This is a genomic window from Phyllobacterium pellucidum, from assembly GCF_013327855.1.
In the GTDB taxonomy this organism is placed as follows: Bacteria; Pseudomonadota; Alphaproteobacteria; order Rhizobiales; family Rhizobiaceae; genus Phyllobacterium; species Phyllobacterium pellucidum.
Genome location: NZ_JABUMX010000003.1, coordinates 231285 through 245970 on the forward strand (window position 1 = coordinate 231285; position 14686 = coordinate 245970).

The 14686-nt window shown below is 59.1% G+C and carries 14 protein-coding genes and 1 riboswitch; of the genes, 4 read left to right on the plus strand and 10 right to left on the minus strand.

Going from position 1 to position 14686, the window contains the following annotated elements; translation table 11 throughout:
* Positions 1–81: 81 nt before the first annotated feature.
* Positions 82–243 carry a hypothetical protein gene (locus HQ945_RS14440; protein WP_174208224.1) on the plus strand — a complete coding sequence of 54 codons (162 nt, stop codon included), beginning with the start codon at positions 82–84 and terminating at the stop codon, positions 241–243.
* A 62-nt stretch (positions 244–305) separates the two neighbouring features.
* On the opposite strand, the gene HQ945_RS14445 is transcribed toward HQ945_RS14440, so the two are convergent.
* The 5 genes from HQ945_RS14445 to tkt form a co-directional block, all read right to left on the minus strand.
* Positions 306–1052, minus strand: a complete 747-nt coding sequence (locus HQ945_RS14445) for an SGNH/GDSL hydrolase family protein (RefSeq protein ID WP_113281488.1) — start codon at positions 1050–1052, stop codon at positions 306–308.
* Between the two features lie 81 nt (positions 1053–1133).
* On the minus strand, positions 1134–2159 hold the full coding sequence (locus tag HQ945_RS14450; protein WP_027231173.1) for a class I fructose-bisphosphate aldolase: 1026 nt from the start codon (positions 2157–2159) through the stop codon (positions 1134–1136).
* A gap of 272 nt (positions 2160–2431) precedes the next feature.
* Entirely contained in the window at positions 2432–3625 is a 1194-nt protein-coding gene (locus HQ945_RS14455; RefSeq protein ID WP_174208225.1) for a phosphoglycerate kinase, read from the minus strand.
* Positions 3626–3745: 120 nt separating this feature from the next.
* On the minus strand, positions 3746–4753 hold the full coding sequence (gap, locus tag HQ945_RS14460) for a type I glyceraldehyde-3-phosphate dehydrogenase (protein ID WP_113281487.1): 1008 nt from the start codon (positions 4751–4753) through the stop codon (positions 3746–3748).
* Positions 4754–4811: 58 nt separating this feature from the next.
* A complete protein-coding gene (gene tkt, locus HQ945_RS14465) occupies positions 4812–6797 on the minus strand; it encodes a transketolase (RefSeq protein ID WP_027231170.1) in 1986 nt (661 codons plus the stop codon).
* 347 nt (positions 6798–7144) lie between these two features.
* On the opposite strand from tkt, the gene HQ945_RS14470 reads away from it, so the two are divergent.
* On the plus strand, positions 7145–7417 hold the full coding sequence (locus HQ945_RS14470; protein WP_027231169.1) for a DUF4164 domain-containing protein: 273 nt from the start codon (positions 7145–7147) through the stop codon (positions 7415–7417).
* A gap of 22 nt (positions 7418–7439) precedes the next feature.
* On the plus strand, positions 7440–7805 hold the full coding sequence (locus HQ945_RS14475; protein WP_027231168.1) for a cell division protein ZapA: 366 nt from the start codon (positions 7440–7442) through the stop codon (positions 7803–7805).
* Between the two features lie 7 nt (positions 7806–7812).
* Here the strand turns inward: HQ945_RS14475 and HQ945_RS14480 are convergent, their stop codons facing one another.
* The 5 genes from HQ945_RS14480 to HQ945_RS14500 all read right to left on the minus strand — a co-directional run bounded on the left by HQ945_RS14480 (position 7813) and on the right by HQ945_RS14500 (position 13130).
* Positions 7813–9483, minus strand: a complete 1671-nt coding sequence (locus tag HQ945_RS14480) for an ABC transporter ATP-binding protein (protein ID WP_175585030.1) — start codon at positions 9481–9483, stop codon at positions 7813–7815.
* An 84-nt stretch (positions 9484–9567) separates the two neighbouring features.
* A complete protein-coding gene (locus tag HQ945_RS14485; protein WP_113281486.1) occupies positions 9568–11382 on the minus strand; it encodes an ABC-F family ATP-binding cassette domain-containing protein in 1815 nt (604 codons plus the stop codon).
* A 131-nt stretch (positions 11383–11513) separates the two neighbouring features.
* Positions 11514–11846, minus strand: coding sequence for a glycine zipper 2TM domain-containing protein (locus HQ945_RS14490; protein ID WP_091921023.1), 333 nt, complete (start codon positions 11844–11846; stop codon positions 11514–11516).
* A gap of 271 nt (positions 11847–12117) precedes the next feature.
* On the minus strand, positions 12118–12399 hold the full coding sequence (locus tag HQ945_RS14495; RefSeq protein ID WP_027231165.1) for a hypothetical protein: 282 nt from the start codon (positions 12397–12399) through the stop codon (positions 12118–12120).
* 86 nt (positions 12400–12485) lie between these two features.
* A complete protein-coding gene (locus tag HQ945_RS14500) occupies positions 12486–13130 on the minus strand; it encodes a thiamine diphosphokinase (protein WP_113281485.1) in 645 nt (214 codons plus the stop codon).
* 373 nt (positions 13131–13503) lie between these two features.
* Positions 13504–13622: riboswitch (TPP riboswitch) on the plus strand.
* Between the two features lie 44 nt (positions 13623–13666).
* Between HQ945_RS14500 and thiB the strand changes: the two genes are divergently transcribed.
* Positions 13667–14683 carry a thiamine ABC transporter substrate binding subunit gene (thiB, locus tag HQ945_RS14505; protein WP_113281484.1) on the plus strand — a complete coding sequence of 339 codons (1017 nt, stop codon included), beginning with the start codon at positions 13667–13669 and terminating at the stop codon, positions 14681–14683.
* Positions 14684–14686: the final 3 nt, after the last annotated feature.

Consider the following 14686-nt stretch of genomic DNA (forward strand, 5'->3'; position numbering starts at 1 on the left):
AGTCAAAGGTCGAATTGACAGGCTACGGTCAATCCCCCACAACTCCGCCACCGACCCGACCGCCTCCAACCGCCGGACACCATGCTCAAGATTCTGCCCATTGCACTGATATTGATAATGGTGCTTCACATCATCAAGCCGCTCGGTTGGCCAGGCATGAAGAAGCGCGGAGATTTCTGGAAGATCGCCGCTGGCGCCATGCTGGCCATGTTTCTGGTGGTGGTGATCGGGCATGCGGGTTAGATCAGTTCCGCGTCCGAAGATGCAGGATATTCTGACCCTCATGTGCGTTTCACCCGGATTTCCTAAAGCAATTCCTGCCCGTTCTCGGTCTCGGCGCGGTTGAGAATGAACGGCACCAGATGCTTCGCCCAGGCGTCATATCCCAGCGCCGAAGCATGGAACCCATCCGCAGCAAAACCCTCCGGCCCTTCGATGGGAAGCCGCGTCGCGGCGACGGCCATGCGCTCACGGCAAAGGCGTTCGCCGAGCTTGTTTATCGCATCAGCGCGCCCTTCGAGGATGCGGCCGAGCAGTTTCGGCATCGCCGGCACATCGCGAAAATCGATGACCTTCGACCAGACGATCTGAGCCTCCGGCCACTTTGCCTTGAGCGCATAGAGCAGACCGCCGAACTCCCGTTTGAAACGCGGCAGTGAGTGGAAATTCTTGGTATCGTTCGTTCCGGTTGTCAGAACGATATGGGTCCACATGCCGCGTTCGAGGTTGGGAACGACATGATCGCGCAACTGGCCCGAGGTTGCCGAATTGAACCCTGCGGCGCGCCAGATGATCTTGCGGCCCGTACGACCCTGCAGATGCACGGCAAGCCTGACGCATAGCCCTTGCCATGGATCGTTTACACCGACGCCAGCCGAAGACGAATCGCCGATAACAAGCAATCGAATGGCCGGATCCTTGCCCGCAATCTCCCCAACAGGCAAACCTGCAGGCGGCGCCATGCGCTCCGTCCTGAGCCGCACGCCAATGCCCTGCCAGGCGTAGACCGGGTAGAGCAGCCAGCTGAGGAGGGGATGGAACGGCGATGTCATGCGCGGTTGAATACTCCACGAAAAAACCCGGACTGATACCAGCCCGGGTCCATCAGATACGCTTCTATAGATAAAAAACGCTTAAGCGGCCTTTTCGAGGTCCTTCTTCCAGCCGCCCATCGCAGCAAGACCGTTCATCTTGGCGCGGTGCGTAAAGGCACGCTGGCCGGCCGCGACATTCTCCGACTTGCCCTTCCAGGCGCTCAGCGCCGCAGCCTGCAGGGCGCGGCCATAGGAGAAGGTCAGCTTCCACGGCGTCGTGAAGTTCGCGTTCATCGCCGAAAGATGCGCAGTCGCTTCCTCGTCGCTCTGACCGCCGGAAAGAAACGCGATACCCGGCACGGCGGCCGGCACGGTCGCCTTCAGGACGCGCACGGTCTGTTCTGCGACTTCGTCCACTGAAGCCTTGCGGGCTTTCTGGCCATCGATGACCATGTTCGGCTTGAGGATCATGCCTTCGAGCTTGACACGGGCATCGTAGAGTTCGGCGAAGACTGTCTTCAATACGAGCTCGGTCACCTCGTAGCAACGCTCAATCGAGTGCGTGCCGGGCTTGCCGTCCATCAACACTTCCGGCTCGACGATCGGCACAATGCCGGCTTCCTGGCACAGCGCGGCATAGCGGGCGAGCGCTTGCGCATTCTGCTTGACGGCACCCCATGTCGGCAATGTGTCGCTGATCGAGATGACCCCGCGCCATTTAGCAAAGCGTGCACCGAGGCCATAATATTCGGCAAGGCGCTCGCGCAGGCCGTCGAGGCCCTCGGTGATTGTTTCGCCCGGGTAGCCCGCAAGCGGTTTTGCGCCGGCATCGACCTTGATGCCAGGAATGCAGCCATCGGCCTTCATGATGTCGACGAACGGCGTGCCGTCCTTGGCGCTCTGGCGGATCGTCTCGTCGTAGAGAATGACGCCGGAAATATTATTCCGCATCGCATCCTGCGAACGGAACAGCATCTCGCGATAGTCGCGCCGGCTATCGGCAGTCGATTCCAGGTCGATCGTGTCGAAACGTTTCTTGATCGTTGCGGTGCTCTCATCGGCAGCAAGAAGCCCCTTGCCGTCAGCAACCATTGCAATCGCGATATCTTCCAGGCGTTCGCTCATAGATTATTTTACTCCGTTTCCCATGCGTTGGCGCATATCAGAAGCCTAGGGGAAACAAAATGGCGATCCAAGCTATTGAAACGATTGAAATTTTTTCAACCGATTTAACAGCATAACATTTTCTTTTGTTCGTTAACTGGAAAATCGCTCAACGCCGGGTTGCGCCCACGCTGACCTATCGAGCGGTGGCAGCAAAGCCGAGGATTTCGGCTCTGCCCGTCGCTTCGATTTGACCCTCCCCTCAAGCGGGGAGGGCAAGGTGTCTCATGCACTTATTTCTTCAAGACATCGACGCCTGGAAGCGGCTTGCCTTCCATCCATTCCAGGAAGGCGCCCCCAGCTGTCGAAACATAGCTGAAATCGTCGGCAACCCCCGCATGATTGAGCGCGGCGACCGTATCGCCGCCGCCGGCGACGGAAACAAGCTGGCCGGCCCGCGTACGTGCCGCGACATGCCGGGCTGCAGCGACTGTCGCCTGGTCGAAGGGGTGCAGTTCGAAGGCGCCGAGCGGGCCGTTCCACACCAGCGTCTTTGCATCATCGATGGCGCCCTTGATCCGCTCGATCGATTGCGGACCGACGTCAAGGATCATCCCGTCTTCAGGGATGGCATCGAGACCATAGGCACGGTGCGGGGCGTTTGCCTCAAAATGCCATGCCACCACCGCATCGACCGGCAGGATGATCGTGCAGTTTGCGGCATTCGCCTTGGCCATGATTTCGCGCGCTGTCGCGGCCAGATCGTGTTCGCACAGCGACTTGCCGACCTTTACCCCCTGTGCGGCGAGGAATGTATTGGCCATGCCACCGCCGATGACGAGCGCATCGACCTTCTGCACAAGATTGCCGAGAAGGTCGAGCTTGGAAGAAACCTTGGCGCCACCGACAATGGCGACGACAGGACGTTGCGGATTGCCGAGGCCCTTTTCGAGAGCCTTAAGTTCCGCCTCCATGGTGCGACCGGCATGGGCGGGCAGAACACGGGCTAGTCCTTCGGTCGAGGCGTGGGCGCGGTGCGCTGCCGAGAACGCATCGTTAACAAAGATGTCGCCATTTGCCGCAAGCGCCTTGACGAAAGCAGCATCATTCTTTTCTTCGCCCTTGTGGAAGCGTGTGTTCTCCAGCAGCAATACATCGCCGTTGTTGAGCTTCGCCACTGCTTCCGCTGCCTTCTCGCCGATGCAATCCTCTGCGAACTGAACATCGCGGGCGATGACCTTGGAGACGGCGTTGGTGATGGGTTTCAGCGAGAATTCGGGCGTCGGACCATCCTTTGGCCGGCCGAAATGCGCGAGCAGGACCACCTTCGCGCCCTTGTCTGAAAGTTCGACAATGGTCGGGGCGACACGCTCGATGCGGGTTGCGTCGGTGACGACGCCATCGGCGACAGGAACATTCAAATCCACGCGCACAAGGACGCGTTTTCCTGCAACGTCGGCGTCATCAAGCGTTTTGAAAGCTGGCATCGTCTTACCCTCTATGGACTATTTACCCGGCCCTGCGGGCCAGAAAGATTGGTGAACCATCAAAAGCAAAATGGCGGGTGTTGTCGACCCGCCATCCTGAAACCGTCAAAGCGTGACCAATCAGATCACCTTGCCGAACGCGACCGCGGTGTCGCCCATGCGGTTCGAGAAGCCCCATTCATTGTCGTACCAGGAAAGGATGCGCACGAAGGTGCCGTCCATGACCTTGGTCTGGTCGATGTGGAAGACCGAGGAATGCGGGTCGTGGTTGAAGTCGATCGAAACATTCGGCGAATCCGTGTAGCCGAGAATACCCTTCAGCTTGCCGTTGGCAGCGGTCTTGATCGCTTCGTTGATCTCCGCAACTGTGGTCGGGCGCTTGGCAATGAACTTGAAGTCGACAACCGACACGTTCGGCGTCGGCACGCGGATTGCAGTGCCGTCGAGCCTGCCATTGAGTTCCGGTAGCACGAGGCCGACGGCCTTGGCAGCGCCGGTTGAGGTCGGGATCATCGACAAAGCTGCGGCACGGCCGCGATAGAGGTCCTTGTGCATCGTGTCGAGCGTTGGCTGGTCGCCCGTATAGCTGTGGATCGTGGTCATGAAGCCATGGTCGATACCCACCGCTTCGTTGAGCACATAGGCAACCGGCGCAAGGCAGTTCGTCGTGCAGGAGGCATTGGAAATGACCATATGCTCCTTGGTGAGCTTATGGTCGTTGACGCCGAAAACGACAGTCAGGTCCGCGCCTTCCGCCGGAGCCGAAACGATGACGCGCTTGGCGCCAGCCTCGAGATGCGCTGCAGCCTTGTCGCGGGCGGTGAAGATGCCCGTGCATTCAAGCGCGATATCGACGCCGAGTTCCTTCCACGGCAATTCGACCGGGTTGCGTACGGCGGCCACCTTAATGGGCCCACGACCGACGTCGATCGTATCGCCGGAAACCGTGATGGTTCCGGGGAAGCGCCCGTGAACGGAATCATAGCGCATCAGATGAGCATTGGTTTCGACTGGGCCGAGATCGTTGATCGCAACGACCTCAATATCGGTGCGGCCGGATTCGACGATTGCCCGAAGAACATTGCGGCCGATGCGGCCAAAACCGTTGATTGCAACGCGAACTGTCATTTCTGTCTCTCCCTGAGGGTTAGGAGCCCTTGGTTGGATTATGCTGGAAATCGTCTGGTTATTTCAACTTGCCTTCGGCCGCTGCGACAATTGCGTCCGCGGTGATTCCGAAATGCTTGTAAAGCTCTTCGATCGGGCCGCTGGCGCCAAAACCGGTCATGCCGATGAAGATGCCGTCGAGACCGATGAAGCGATCCCATCCCATGCGGATTGCCGCTTCGACCGCGACCTTGACGGGCGCATCACCAAGTACCTTCGCCTTGTAATCATCGCTCTGTTCCTCAAACAGTTCAAAGCACGGCACGGAAACGACCCGGGTCGGATGACCGTTGGCTTCAAGCTGGTCGCGGGCTGCGAGCGCGATCTCGACTTCGGAACCGGTTGCGAAAATTGTTACCTCGGCCTTGCCGCTTGCGGCGGCGAGTTCGTAGGCACCGTAGGCGCATTTGTTTTCATCGACATGTTCGGTACGCACCGTCGGCAGGTTCTGACGGGTGAGCGCCAGGGTCGAGGGGCGCTTGCGTGATTTCAGCGCGATCTCCCAGCATTCCGCGGTTTCAACGACGTCCGCCGGGCGGAATACGTAGTTGTTGGGGATGGCGCGCAGGGCAGCGAGGTGCTCGACCGGCTGGTGCGTCGGACCGTCTTCGCCAAGTCCGATCGAGTCATGCGTCATGACATAGATCACCCGGATGCCCATCACGCAGGAAAGGCGCATCGCGCCGCGCGCGTAGTCGGAGAACGTGAGGAAAGTGCCGGAATAGGGAATAAGGCCGGCATGCAGCGCGATGCCATTCATCGCTGCTGCCATGCCGTGCTCGCGGATGCCGTAATGGACATAGCGCTGGCCGTAATCTTCCGGGGTGATATTCTTCGTCTGCGTCGTCTTGGTATTGTTGGAACCGGTCAGATCGGCGGATCCGCCGATCGTTTCCGGGACAATGCCATTGATGACTTCGAGCGCCATCTCGGACGCCTTGCGCGTGGCAACCTTCGGCTTTTCTTCCGAAAGCTTTTTCTTGTAAGCGATGATTGCGGCTTCGAAGCCGGCAGGCAGGTCGCCCGCAACGCGCCGTTCGAATTCCGCGCGCATACCGGCGTCAACGGAGGCGAGACGGTTGCTCCAGGAAGCATGCTCCTTCAACGAACGCTGACCCGCAGCGCGCCATGCCTCCAGAATGTCCGCGGGCACGACGAAGGGTTCGGCGGTCCAGCCGAGCGCCTTTTTGGCGCCGGCGAGCTCTTCCGCGCCGAGCGGCGAGCCATGCACCTTGTTGGTGCCGGCTTTGGTCGGCGCACCGAAGCCAATCGTCGTGCGGCAGGCGATCATCGTCGGCTTGTCGGACTTGTGCGCATCCTCGATGGCAGCGGCGATAGCCGCCTGGTCGTGGCCGTCGACTTCGAGCGTATGCCAGCCCGACGCTTCGAAGCGGGCGCGCTGGTCGGTGTTGTCGGCAAGCGAAACAGGGCCATCAATGGAAATATTGTTGTGATCCCAGAAAACGACGAGCTTGTTGAGCTTCAGGTGACCGGCAAGTGCGATCGCCTCCTGACTGATGCCTTCCATGAGGCAGCCGTCGCCGGCGATGACATAGGTGTGGTGATTGACAAGGTCATTGCCGAAATGCGCATTCATGATGCGCTCGGAAAGCGCCATGCCAACCGAATTGCCAAGACCCTGGCCGAGCGGGCCGGTCGTCGTCTCGATGCCCGAGGCGTGGCCATATTCCGGGTGGCCGGCTGTGCGCGAGCCGAGCTGGCGGAAATTCTTGATCTCCTCGATCGTCATGTCCTCGTACCCGGTGAGGTAGAGAAGCGAATAGAGCAACATCGAGCCGTGACCCGCGGACAGGACGAAACGGTCGCGGTCCGGCCATTGCGGCGCTTTCGGATCGAACTTGAGGAACTTGGTGAAAAGGACGGTCGCAATGTCGGCTGCGCCCATGGGAAGGCCGGGGTGGCCCGAATTGGCCTTTTCAACGGCCTCCGCCGACAGGAAGCGGATTGCATTGGCCATTTGGTTGGATTTTTCAGAATTGGTCATGGTTACCGTCTTTCGTGGAGGAAAGGAGACGCCGTTTCTGGAAGCCGGTCAGACAATATCCAAAAGGCACGCGACACATAGCAGGTGTCATCAGGGAGTCAATAAAACCAGCCCCAAGCCGGGCATTATTGGCCGGTCCGATTGCCCCAAATCCGGTGATTTGTCACGGTTTGCGACAAAATTTGATCGCCGGTAATCCCGCGCGTCATTCGATTATCGGTGCATGACTTGGTCATGACAGCGCGGATTGATTGACGCAACGTTCATGCAACCTCTAGACTCCAGTCCATAAGCTGTTCTTCTTTTTTGCGATTCGCGAAAAGGTCGACACATAAGGGGAAGCGAAAATGGCATCGGAGGCCACCCTCAAACAGGTCCTTGAACGATTGGGAAAAGCTTTGGCCGCGCTCGAGGATGCGGTGGACATGCGATTGGAGCACGAGGGCGATTTCGCCGAGGCCGAAGAAGAAGTCCAGCGCATGAACATGGACCGGCGCAAGCTGGCCCAGGAACTCGATGCATCCGAGGGACGCGCCGAGCGTCTGGAGGCCGCAAACAAGGAAGTTTCGCGCCGTCTCGTGGCCGCGATGGAATCCATCCGCACCGTTCTGGACCGCTGAAGGGCTGAAGGGAGCTTACGCCATGGCCACTGTTACCGTAACGATCGATGGCAAGGCCTACCGCATGGCCTGCGACGAAGGCCAGGAACAGCACCTGACCGGCCTCGCGGAGCGTTTCGATCAATATGTCACTCACCTTAAATCCTCGTTTGGCGAGATCGGCGACCTGCGCCTCACGGTCATGGCCGGCATCATGGTGATGGACGAGTTCAACGAGTTGCAGATGCGGGTGAAGGGGCTCGACAACGAAGCCGAGGCCCTGCGCAAGAGCCGGGACGAGGCCCTGATGCGCGCCGACAAGAACGATGCGGCAATCACCGGTGTGCTTTCGGAAGTAACGAACCGCATCGAGACGCTGACGACCAAGCTTTCGCCCAAGCCAAACTAGAACATCGTTACGACACGAAGGCGCAGCCATCGGCGAGCCGGATAACACGATCCTCCGGGCGGATAACCGTTTTCCGATGGGTAATGGCGATGATGGTTACCTCGTCTTTCAAACGGCGCAGCCCTTGCATGATGTCGGCCTCTGTACCCTCGTCGAGAGCGGAACTCGCCTCATCGAGCAGAAGCATCCTCGGATTGGCGTAGAGCGCACGGGCAATGGCGATACGCTGGCGCTCGCCGCCTGAGAGTTTCAAGCCGCGCTCCCCGACAACGGTCGCAAAACCCTCGGGAAGCTGTGCGATGAAATCGTCGATGGCGGCGTTGGCGGCCGCATTGAGAAGCAGCTCGCGGTCCAGCGGCCGGCCGAGCACGATATTCGCCTCGATCGTGTCGTGCAGGAGCATGATTTCCTGCGGCACGACGCCGATCGCCTTGAACCAGTCGGAGCGTGCAATGGTCTTCAGATCGACCCCGTCCGCCGTAATGCGCCCTGATTGCGGCTCCAGCGATTTCAGGGCAAGCTTGAACAGGGTCGATTTGCATGCACCGGTTTCGCCGGTGATGAAGGTCACCCATCCGCGTTCGACACAAAAACTAATGTCTTTCAGTCGTTTGGACTCGCGGTAGCCAAAAGCGACCTTGTCGAAACACAGGGTTCCCTTGACGAGGGTAAACACATTGTTCGTGCTGGGTTCAGGCTCTTCCGGCGCCATCCACATCCGTGCGAATGGCAAGAATTCGGAATAGGACTTCACCAGGTCGTCGATGGCATAGCCGATCATTTCGAACGGCTGATTGAGCTGCAACAACAGCATGTTGAACAATACGACATCGCCTACCGAGAGTTCGCCGGCCCGATAACGCGGAAGCAGGATAACGAAAGCGATTACCAGTTGAAGCGCCAGCGCCGTTCCATGGACGCAGGCGAATCCAATTTCGATATTTACGTATTTTCGCCACTTCGCGCGAACCGTCCGCGCATTTTCCGCAAAGCGCTCTCCTAGCCAGTTCGCGCTTCCGAAATAGCGCAGCGTTTCCATCGAATTGACCGAATTGCCGACAAAGCGCGCGTTTTCCTGGCTCGTTTCAATGGCTACATCGAGATGGGGCCGTTCCCATTTGTTTGAAAAGTAGGTAGCGGCTATGAAGAACGCACCGTAGCCCAACACAATCGCGGCAATTTCCCAGTTGATCGTTGCGCCGAGCATGACCATGGTCAGCGTAATGCGGATTAAACCTGGCAGGATTGCCAGCATCCCAAGCTGTATCACGCCGGCGAGCGCGTGTTGGCCGCTCGACTGGGCGCTTTGAATCTCCGCAGGATTATGATCGATGAAGAAGGCGACGTGCTTTCGCAGCAACCTTGCGAAAAAGCTCGTCCCGGCAATGAAATTGACGTTTTGCGCATTCATGAACGACAGGCTTTGAACGACGCGCTCCAGCGCCGTCTGCAAACCCTGAAACACGGCATATGTCACCCAGCTCAAAAGCAAGCTCTCGGCAAGTTTGTCCGCGCCAAGGCGATCGACCAAACGCGAGAAAAAATAGGGGGCCATGACCGATGTAACAGCCGACAGGGCCACTACCGCTGCGATCAGGAGAAGCGCCCAGCGCGATTGTCGCCAATAGATATGAAGAATAGAGCGCAAGGGCTCGGCTAGCACGCGCCAATCGACCAAGGTTCCGGCTCCGGACAGGTGGGAAAGCCGGCAATCTCTTGCAGGAGCGCGTCGGGGGCAACCCCTACCTTGGACTAAATGATTTCAGCCTTCGATCTCTTCGCGCAGCATTTCGAGTTCGAGCCATTCGTGCTCATTCGCTTCGAGGCTATGCCGCTTCTTGGCGATGTCGTCGACGGTCTTGTTGAAGAGACCGGCATTCTTGGCGAAGAGGTCCGGATCGGCGAGTTTCTTTTCGAGCGCGGCAATTTCCGCATGCAGCGTCTCGATCTTTGCCGGCAGCGTTTCGAGCGCGAATTTCTGCTTGTAGGATAGCTTGCGCTTTTCCTCTCGCGCCGGCGCCACTTTTCCTGCGTCGCTCGTCGCGGCGGACGCCTTCGCGCCCTTGATTTCCTTGCGTGTCGCCAGCGCTTCCTTGCGCTGCGCCAACATGTCCGTGTAGCCGCCGGCGTATTCGAGCCAGCGTCCATTGCCTTCCGGCGCGATCACCGACGTCACCGTACGGTCGAGAAAATCGCGATCGTGGCTTACAAGCAGCACGGTTCCCGGAAAGCCCGCGACCAGTTCCTGCAGCAGATCGAGCGTCTCCATGTCGAGATCGTTGGTCGGCTCGTCCAGCACGAGAAGGTTTGCGGGCCGGGCAAGAACGCGCGCCAGCATCAGCCGCGCCCGCTCGCCGCCGGAAAGTTCGCGGATCGGCGTGCGCAATTGCTCCGGCTGGAACAGGAAGTCCTTCATATAGGAAGCGACATGGCGTTGCTCGCCATTGACGATGACGTTCTCGCCGCGCCCGTCCGTCAGATAGTCGGATAGCGTCTGTTCGAGATTGAGGCTGTCGCGCCTCTGGTCGAGCACCGCGATTTCAAGATTGGTGCCAAGTTTCAGCGTGCCGCTGTCGGATGCGAGCTGGCCGGTGAGCATGGAGAGAAGCGTGGTCTTGCCGGCACCATTCGGCCCAACGAAACCGACGCAATCGCCGCGCTGGATGCGCGTCGAAAAATCATCGACCAGGATATTATCGCCGTAGGCCTTGGACAAATGCTCGGCTTCGATGACGAGCTTGCCCGATTCCCTTGCGTCGCTGGCCTTCAGGACAGCCGTTCCCTGCGCACGCCGGTGATTGCGGAATTCGCTGCGCATGGTCTGCAATTCGCCAAGGCGGCGCATGTTGCGCTTGCGCCGCGCGGTGACGCCATAACGCAGCCAATGTTCTTCACGCACGATCTGGCGCCCGAGCTTGTGAAGGTCGCGTTCCTCTTCTTCGAGGATCTTGTCGCGCCACTCCTCAAAGCCGGCGAAACCCTGTTCGAGCCGTCTCGTAACGCCGCGATCCAGCCACACCGTCGCACGGCTGACGTTTTCGAGAAAGCGCCGGTCATGCGAAATGACCACGAGGGCCGAGCGCATCTGGCGAAGTTCGCCTTCCAGCCATTCGATCGTCGTCAGGTCGAGATGGTTCGTCGGCTCGTCGAGAAGCAGGATATCCGGCTGCGGCGCGAGCACCTTGGCAAGGGCCGCCCTGCGCGCCTCGCCGCCCGAGAGATTGTCTGGCTTTTCTTCGCCGGTAAGCCCCAGATGTTCCAGCAGATAGCCGACGCGGTAGTGGTCGTCGGCGGGTCCGAGCCCAGCTTCCACATAGTCGTGGACATTTGCAAATCCATCCATGTCCGGCGCCTGCGCGAGATAGCGCACTGTCACGCCCGGATGCTTGAACACCTCGCCATCGGTCGGCGCAATGAAGCCGGCCGCGATTTTTAACAGCGTCGATTTACCCGAACCATTGCGTCCAACCAGGGCAATGCGATCACCCTCGCTGACGGAAAGCGCAGCATCGGTCAGGAGCGGCGTGCCGCCGAATGTCAGCGCAATCTGGTCGAGACGAAGCAGTGGTGGGGCCATGAAGAAATCAAATCCAGCGGTACAGGCAGACCGGGGTGGCCGGGCGCATGGCCTTTTCGGCGAGAAACGTGCCTCTGTCAAATAAAACAGGCCGGAATTTTCCGGCCTGTCGTTGGACTATGCGTTGAAAATCAGTATCCGCTGCCGCCATAGGCGCCGCCGCCATTGCCTTCGCAAGGCGCGGTATAGATCGAGCCGTCACGCCGCTGGTAGCGGCAGAGGTTCTGCGTCTGGCCTTGCGGCGTCGTTACGGTGCCGATTGCGGCACCGAGCAAGGCACCGCCTGCTGCGCCAACCACCGTGCTCTTCGTGTCATGCCCCAGCGCCTGGCCGGCAATCGCACCCAGGCCACCGCCAATCAGGGCGCCCGTCCCTCCACGTACGTTTTGCTCGCTCGTTGCGCAACCGGCAACAGAGACGGCCAGCAGCGCGGATACCGCAATCGCGGTCAGACGTAACTTCATGACAAATCCTTTCATGTCCAAAACAGATGCGGCGGACCCTGCTGTGCCAATAAGGCAGAAGAAAGTTTTCCGTCGCGCTTACCAACAAATTATGGCGGAGCCCTCGTCGACATTCTCGGCTCGTGGACCGAGGATCATGGTTGTATGAAGCCGAAGGAGGGTCTGCGTACGCCACGCTCACCTACGTTCAGTAGCGTCGTTGGGCTATTCCGCCTGGCCAAAAAAACAGGCCGGGAAAATCCCGGCCTGCTCTCATGCTAGAAATAACCGATTATCGGCACGGAGCCTGATAACGCTGGCCATAACGATTCTCGTATGTGCAATAACGATTGCTATTGTTGTTGGTGGCAGCACCAACCAAAGCACCACCGGCACCGCCGATTGCAGCACCTGCAAGGGCGCCCTTGCCACCGTTGATTGCACCACCAGCCAATGCACCCAATGCCGCACCGCCTACGCCGTAGCCGGCGACGCGCTGATCAGAAGTGGTGCACCCGGCGGCCGAAAACGCCAGGAGTCCGGCGACTGCAATCGTGGACAAACTTTTCAACATGGAAGACCTCTCCCGTTGTTAGAACCAAATTTCAACAGCTTGCGTCCCCAATGCTGTCCTGCAACAATTGCATCTAGCGCTTTTTTTTACAAGCCGGACGCCGGTTGCAAGGCAGCAATCAGGATTGCCTTACCTGAATCGAGCGATACCCGGAGAGTTCCGCGTACCGAATTCGAGACAGTAAGCGATGAACCGAAAGAAAGTTCCATATTTTGCAGCGGCCAGCGCGCGCCTTCGATAAAAAGGCTGTGCAATGGCGAAAATGCAACAATGCTGAACAGCGTATCTTCGGGAAAATCGAACCTATAGGAACCTGCGACCAGCGGATGCGCTTCTTCATCACCGCTGGAGAGGATTATCTTGCGGCCCTCGGCCGCATGGGCCGTCGCCATGGTGAGATGCAGGAGCGTGTGATCGGTGCGCGAACCGCCGAACGCCCCGCATAGAACGACTTCCGTTGCGCCGAGCCGATAGGCCTCGTTGAGCGCCAGCTCGCCGTCCGTCATATCCTTTGCAGCCGGGAAAACCGAGCGGGGAACATGCGCATAACGCCGGTCCAATTCGGGCGACGTCGAATCGAAATCGCCGAGCCAAAGTTCGGGTTCGAGACCGAGGGCTTCGGCGTGTGCTATGCCGCCATCAGCCGCAAGGACGCGGGCACCGGCGACGAGGTCCCTAAGGCGATCATTGGCGTGGACGGTTCCGCCGAGAAGAATGACAAACTTGCTCATGACGCGGCCATAGCATGCGGCACCCTCGCCGCATAGCGTCGTTCAGCGTGACATGAAGCTGCCGGGCAAGGGCACGCGTGCGAACGCTAAAACCCTGTAAGCTGCACCAGCGAGATACCGTAGAATATGTAAGCCCCGATTGCCGTGGCGATGGCGATGACCACCAGCATGGCCCCATCCGTGAGTTCGAACATTTCTGCCCCCTTAGTCTTCTTATTGTTCTGAAGGGAAATCTAGCAGATTCGGGGACGCATGGCTTCACACAAATCCGGGTTAATCAGCGCGGATTAACCGGCCGCCGGCATTGCGATCGCAACCACACGCAAGACGGGCAATCGGCTTGCGCCGACCAATGTTTTTCTTTAATCTTTGCAACGCTCTAACGGGGTGCCTGCCAGAAATGACAGGCTGAGAGGCACAAGGTGAAACACCTGCCAACCCGCGGAACCTGATCCGGTTTGTACCGGCGGAGGGATTAGACGCGGCATCATAGCCGGCGCACCAATCCTTTTGAACACCAAGCTAAGGAGGCGCCGATGCGGCCGCTAACAACATTATTGAAATTTGCACTCGTAATAGGTGCGCTGGCACTCGCTTTCCCGGCGGGTGCCAACGCCGAAGGCAAGCTCACCGTCTATACCTATGAAAGCTTCACCGCCGAGTGGGGCCCCGGCCCCAAGGTTAAGGAGGCTTTCGAGAAACAGTGCGGTTGCACGGTCGACTTCGTTGCCGTGACGGACGGCGTTGCCCTTCTTAACCGGTTGAAGCTCGAAGGCGCTGCAACGAAGGCGGACATTGTACTCGGTCTTGATACGAACCTCACCTATGAAGCGGCAGCGACCGGCCTCTTCGCGCCGCACGGCATCGATACGAAGGCAGTAGCAATTCCGGGTGGCTACAAGGACGATACTTTCGTACCCTTCGACTATGGCTACTTTGCCGTTATTTATGACACGGAGAAGCTGACGAACCCTCCGGCGAGCCTCAAGGACCTCGTCGAAGGCGATCCGAAACAGAAGATCGTCATAGAGGACCCGCGTACTTCGACGCCGGGCCTCGGACTGCTCCTGTGGGTAAAATCGGTCTATGGCGACAAGGCGGGGGAAGCTTGGGCCAAGCTCAAGGACCGCGTCTTGACCGTTACGCCCGGCTGGTCGGAAGCATACGGCCTCTTCACCAAGGGTGAAGCGCCGCTTGTCCTCTCCTATACGACATCTCCTGCCTATCACGAGATCGCCGAAAAGACCGAGCGCTACAAGGCGGCGTCGTTCGCTGAAGGCCACTATCTGCAGGTTGAAGTCGCGGGCCAGACCACGACGGGCGCGAAGAACCCGCTGGCCAAGGAATTTCTTGCCTTCATGACCTCGCCCGCCTTCCAGGACGCCATCCCGGAAAACAACTGGATGTTCCCGGCGGCAAAAACCAGCGCGCCGCTGAACCCGGCCTTCGACAGGCTGGTAAAGCCCGTAACGACCCTGATGTTCTCGCCGGAGGAAGTCGCCAAGAACCGCAAGGCCTGGATCGACGAGTGGCTTGCGTCGATGAGCCTGTAACGC

Coding starts and splice junctions, on each gene's coding strand:
- HQ945_RS14455 (WP_174208225.1), bottom strand. CDS start 3,625: ATGCCAGCTTTCAAAACGCTTGATGACGCCGACGTTGCAGGAAAACGC.
- HQ945_RS14495 (WP_027231165.1), bottom strand. CDS start 12,399: ATGTTGAAAAGTTTGTCCACGATTGCAGTCGCCGGACTCCTGGCGTTT.
- HQ945_RS14490 (WP_091921023.1), bottom strand. CDS start 11,846: ATGAAGTTACGTCTGACCGCGATTGCGGTATCCGCGCTGCTGGCCGTC.
- HQ945_RS14475 (WP_027231168.1), top strand. CDS start 7,440: ATGGCCACTGTTACCGTAACGATCGATGGCAAGGCCTACCGCATGGCC.
- tkt (WP_027231170.1), bottom strand. CDS start 6,797: ATGACCAATTCTGAAAAATCCAACCAAATGGCCAATGCAATCCGCTTC.
- HQ945_RS14500 (WP_113281485.1), bottom strand. CDS start 13,130: ATGAGCAAGTTTGTCATTCTTCTCGGCGGAACCGTCCACGCCAATGAT.
- HQ945_RS14485 (WP_113281486.1), bottom strand. CDS start 11,382: ATGGCCCCACCACTGCTTCGTCTCGACCAGATTGCGCTGACATTCGGC.
- thiB (WP_113281484.1), top strand. CDS start 13,667: ATGCGGCCGCTAACAACATTATTGAAATTTGCACTCGTAATAGGTGCG.
- HQ945_RS14450 (WP_027231173.1), bottom strand. CDS start 2,159: ATGAGCGAACGCCTGGAAGATATCGCGATTGCAATGGTTGCTGACGGC.
- gap (WP_113281487.1), bottom strand. CDS start 4,753: ATGACAGTTCGCGTTGCAATCAACGGTTTTGGCCGCATCGGCCGCAAT.
- HQ945_RS14445 (WP_113281488.1), bottom strand. CDS start 1,052: ATGACATCGCCGTTCCATCCCCTCCTCAGCTGGCTGCTCTACCCGGTC.
- HQ945_RS14440 (WP_174208224.1), top strand. CDS start 82: ATGCTCAAGATTCTGCCCATTGCACTGATATTGATAATGGTGCTTCAC.
- HQ945_RS14470 (WP_027231169.1), top strand. CDS start 7,145: ATGGCATCGGAGGCCACCCTCAAACAGGTCCTTGAACGATTGGGAAAA.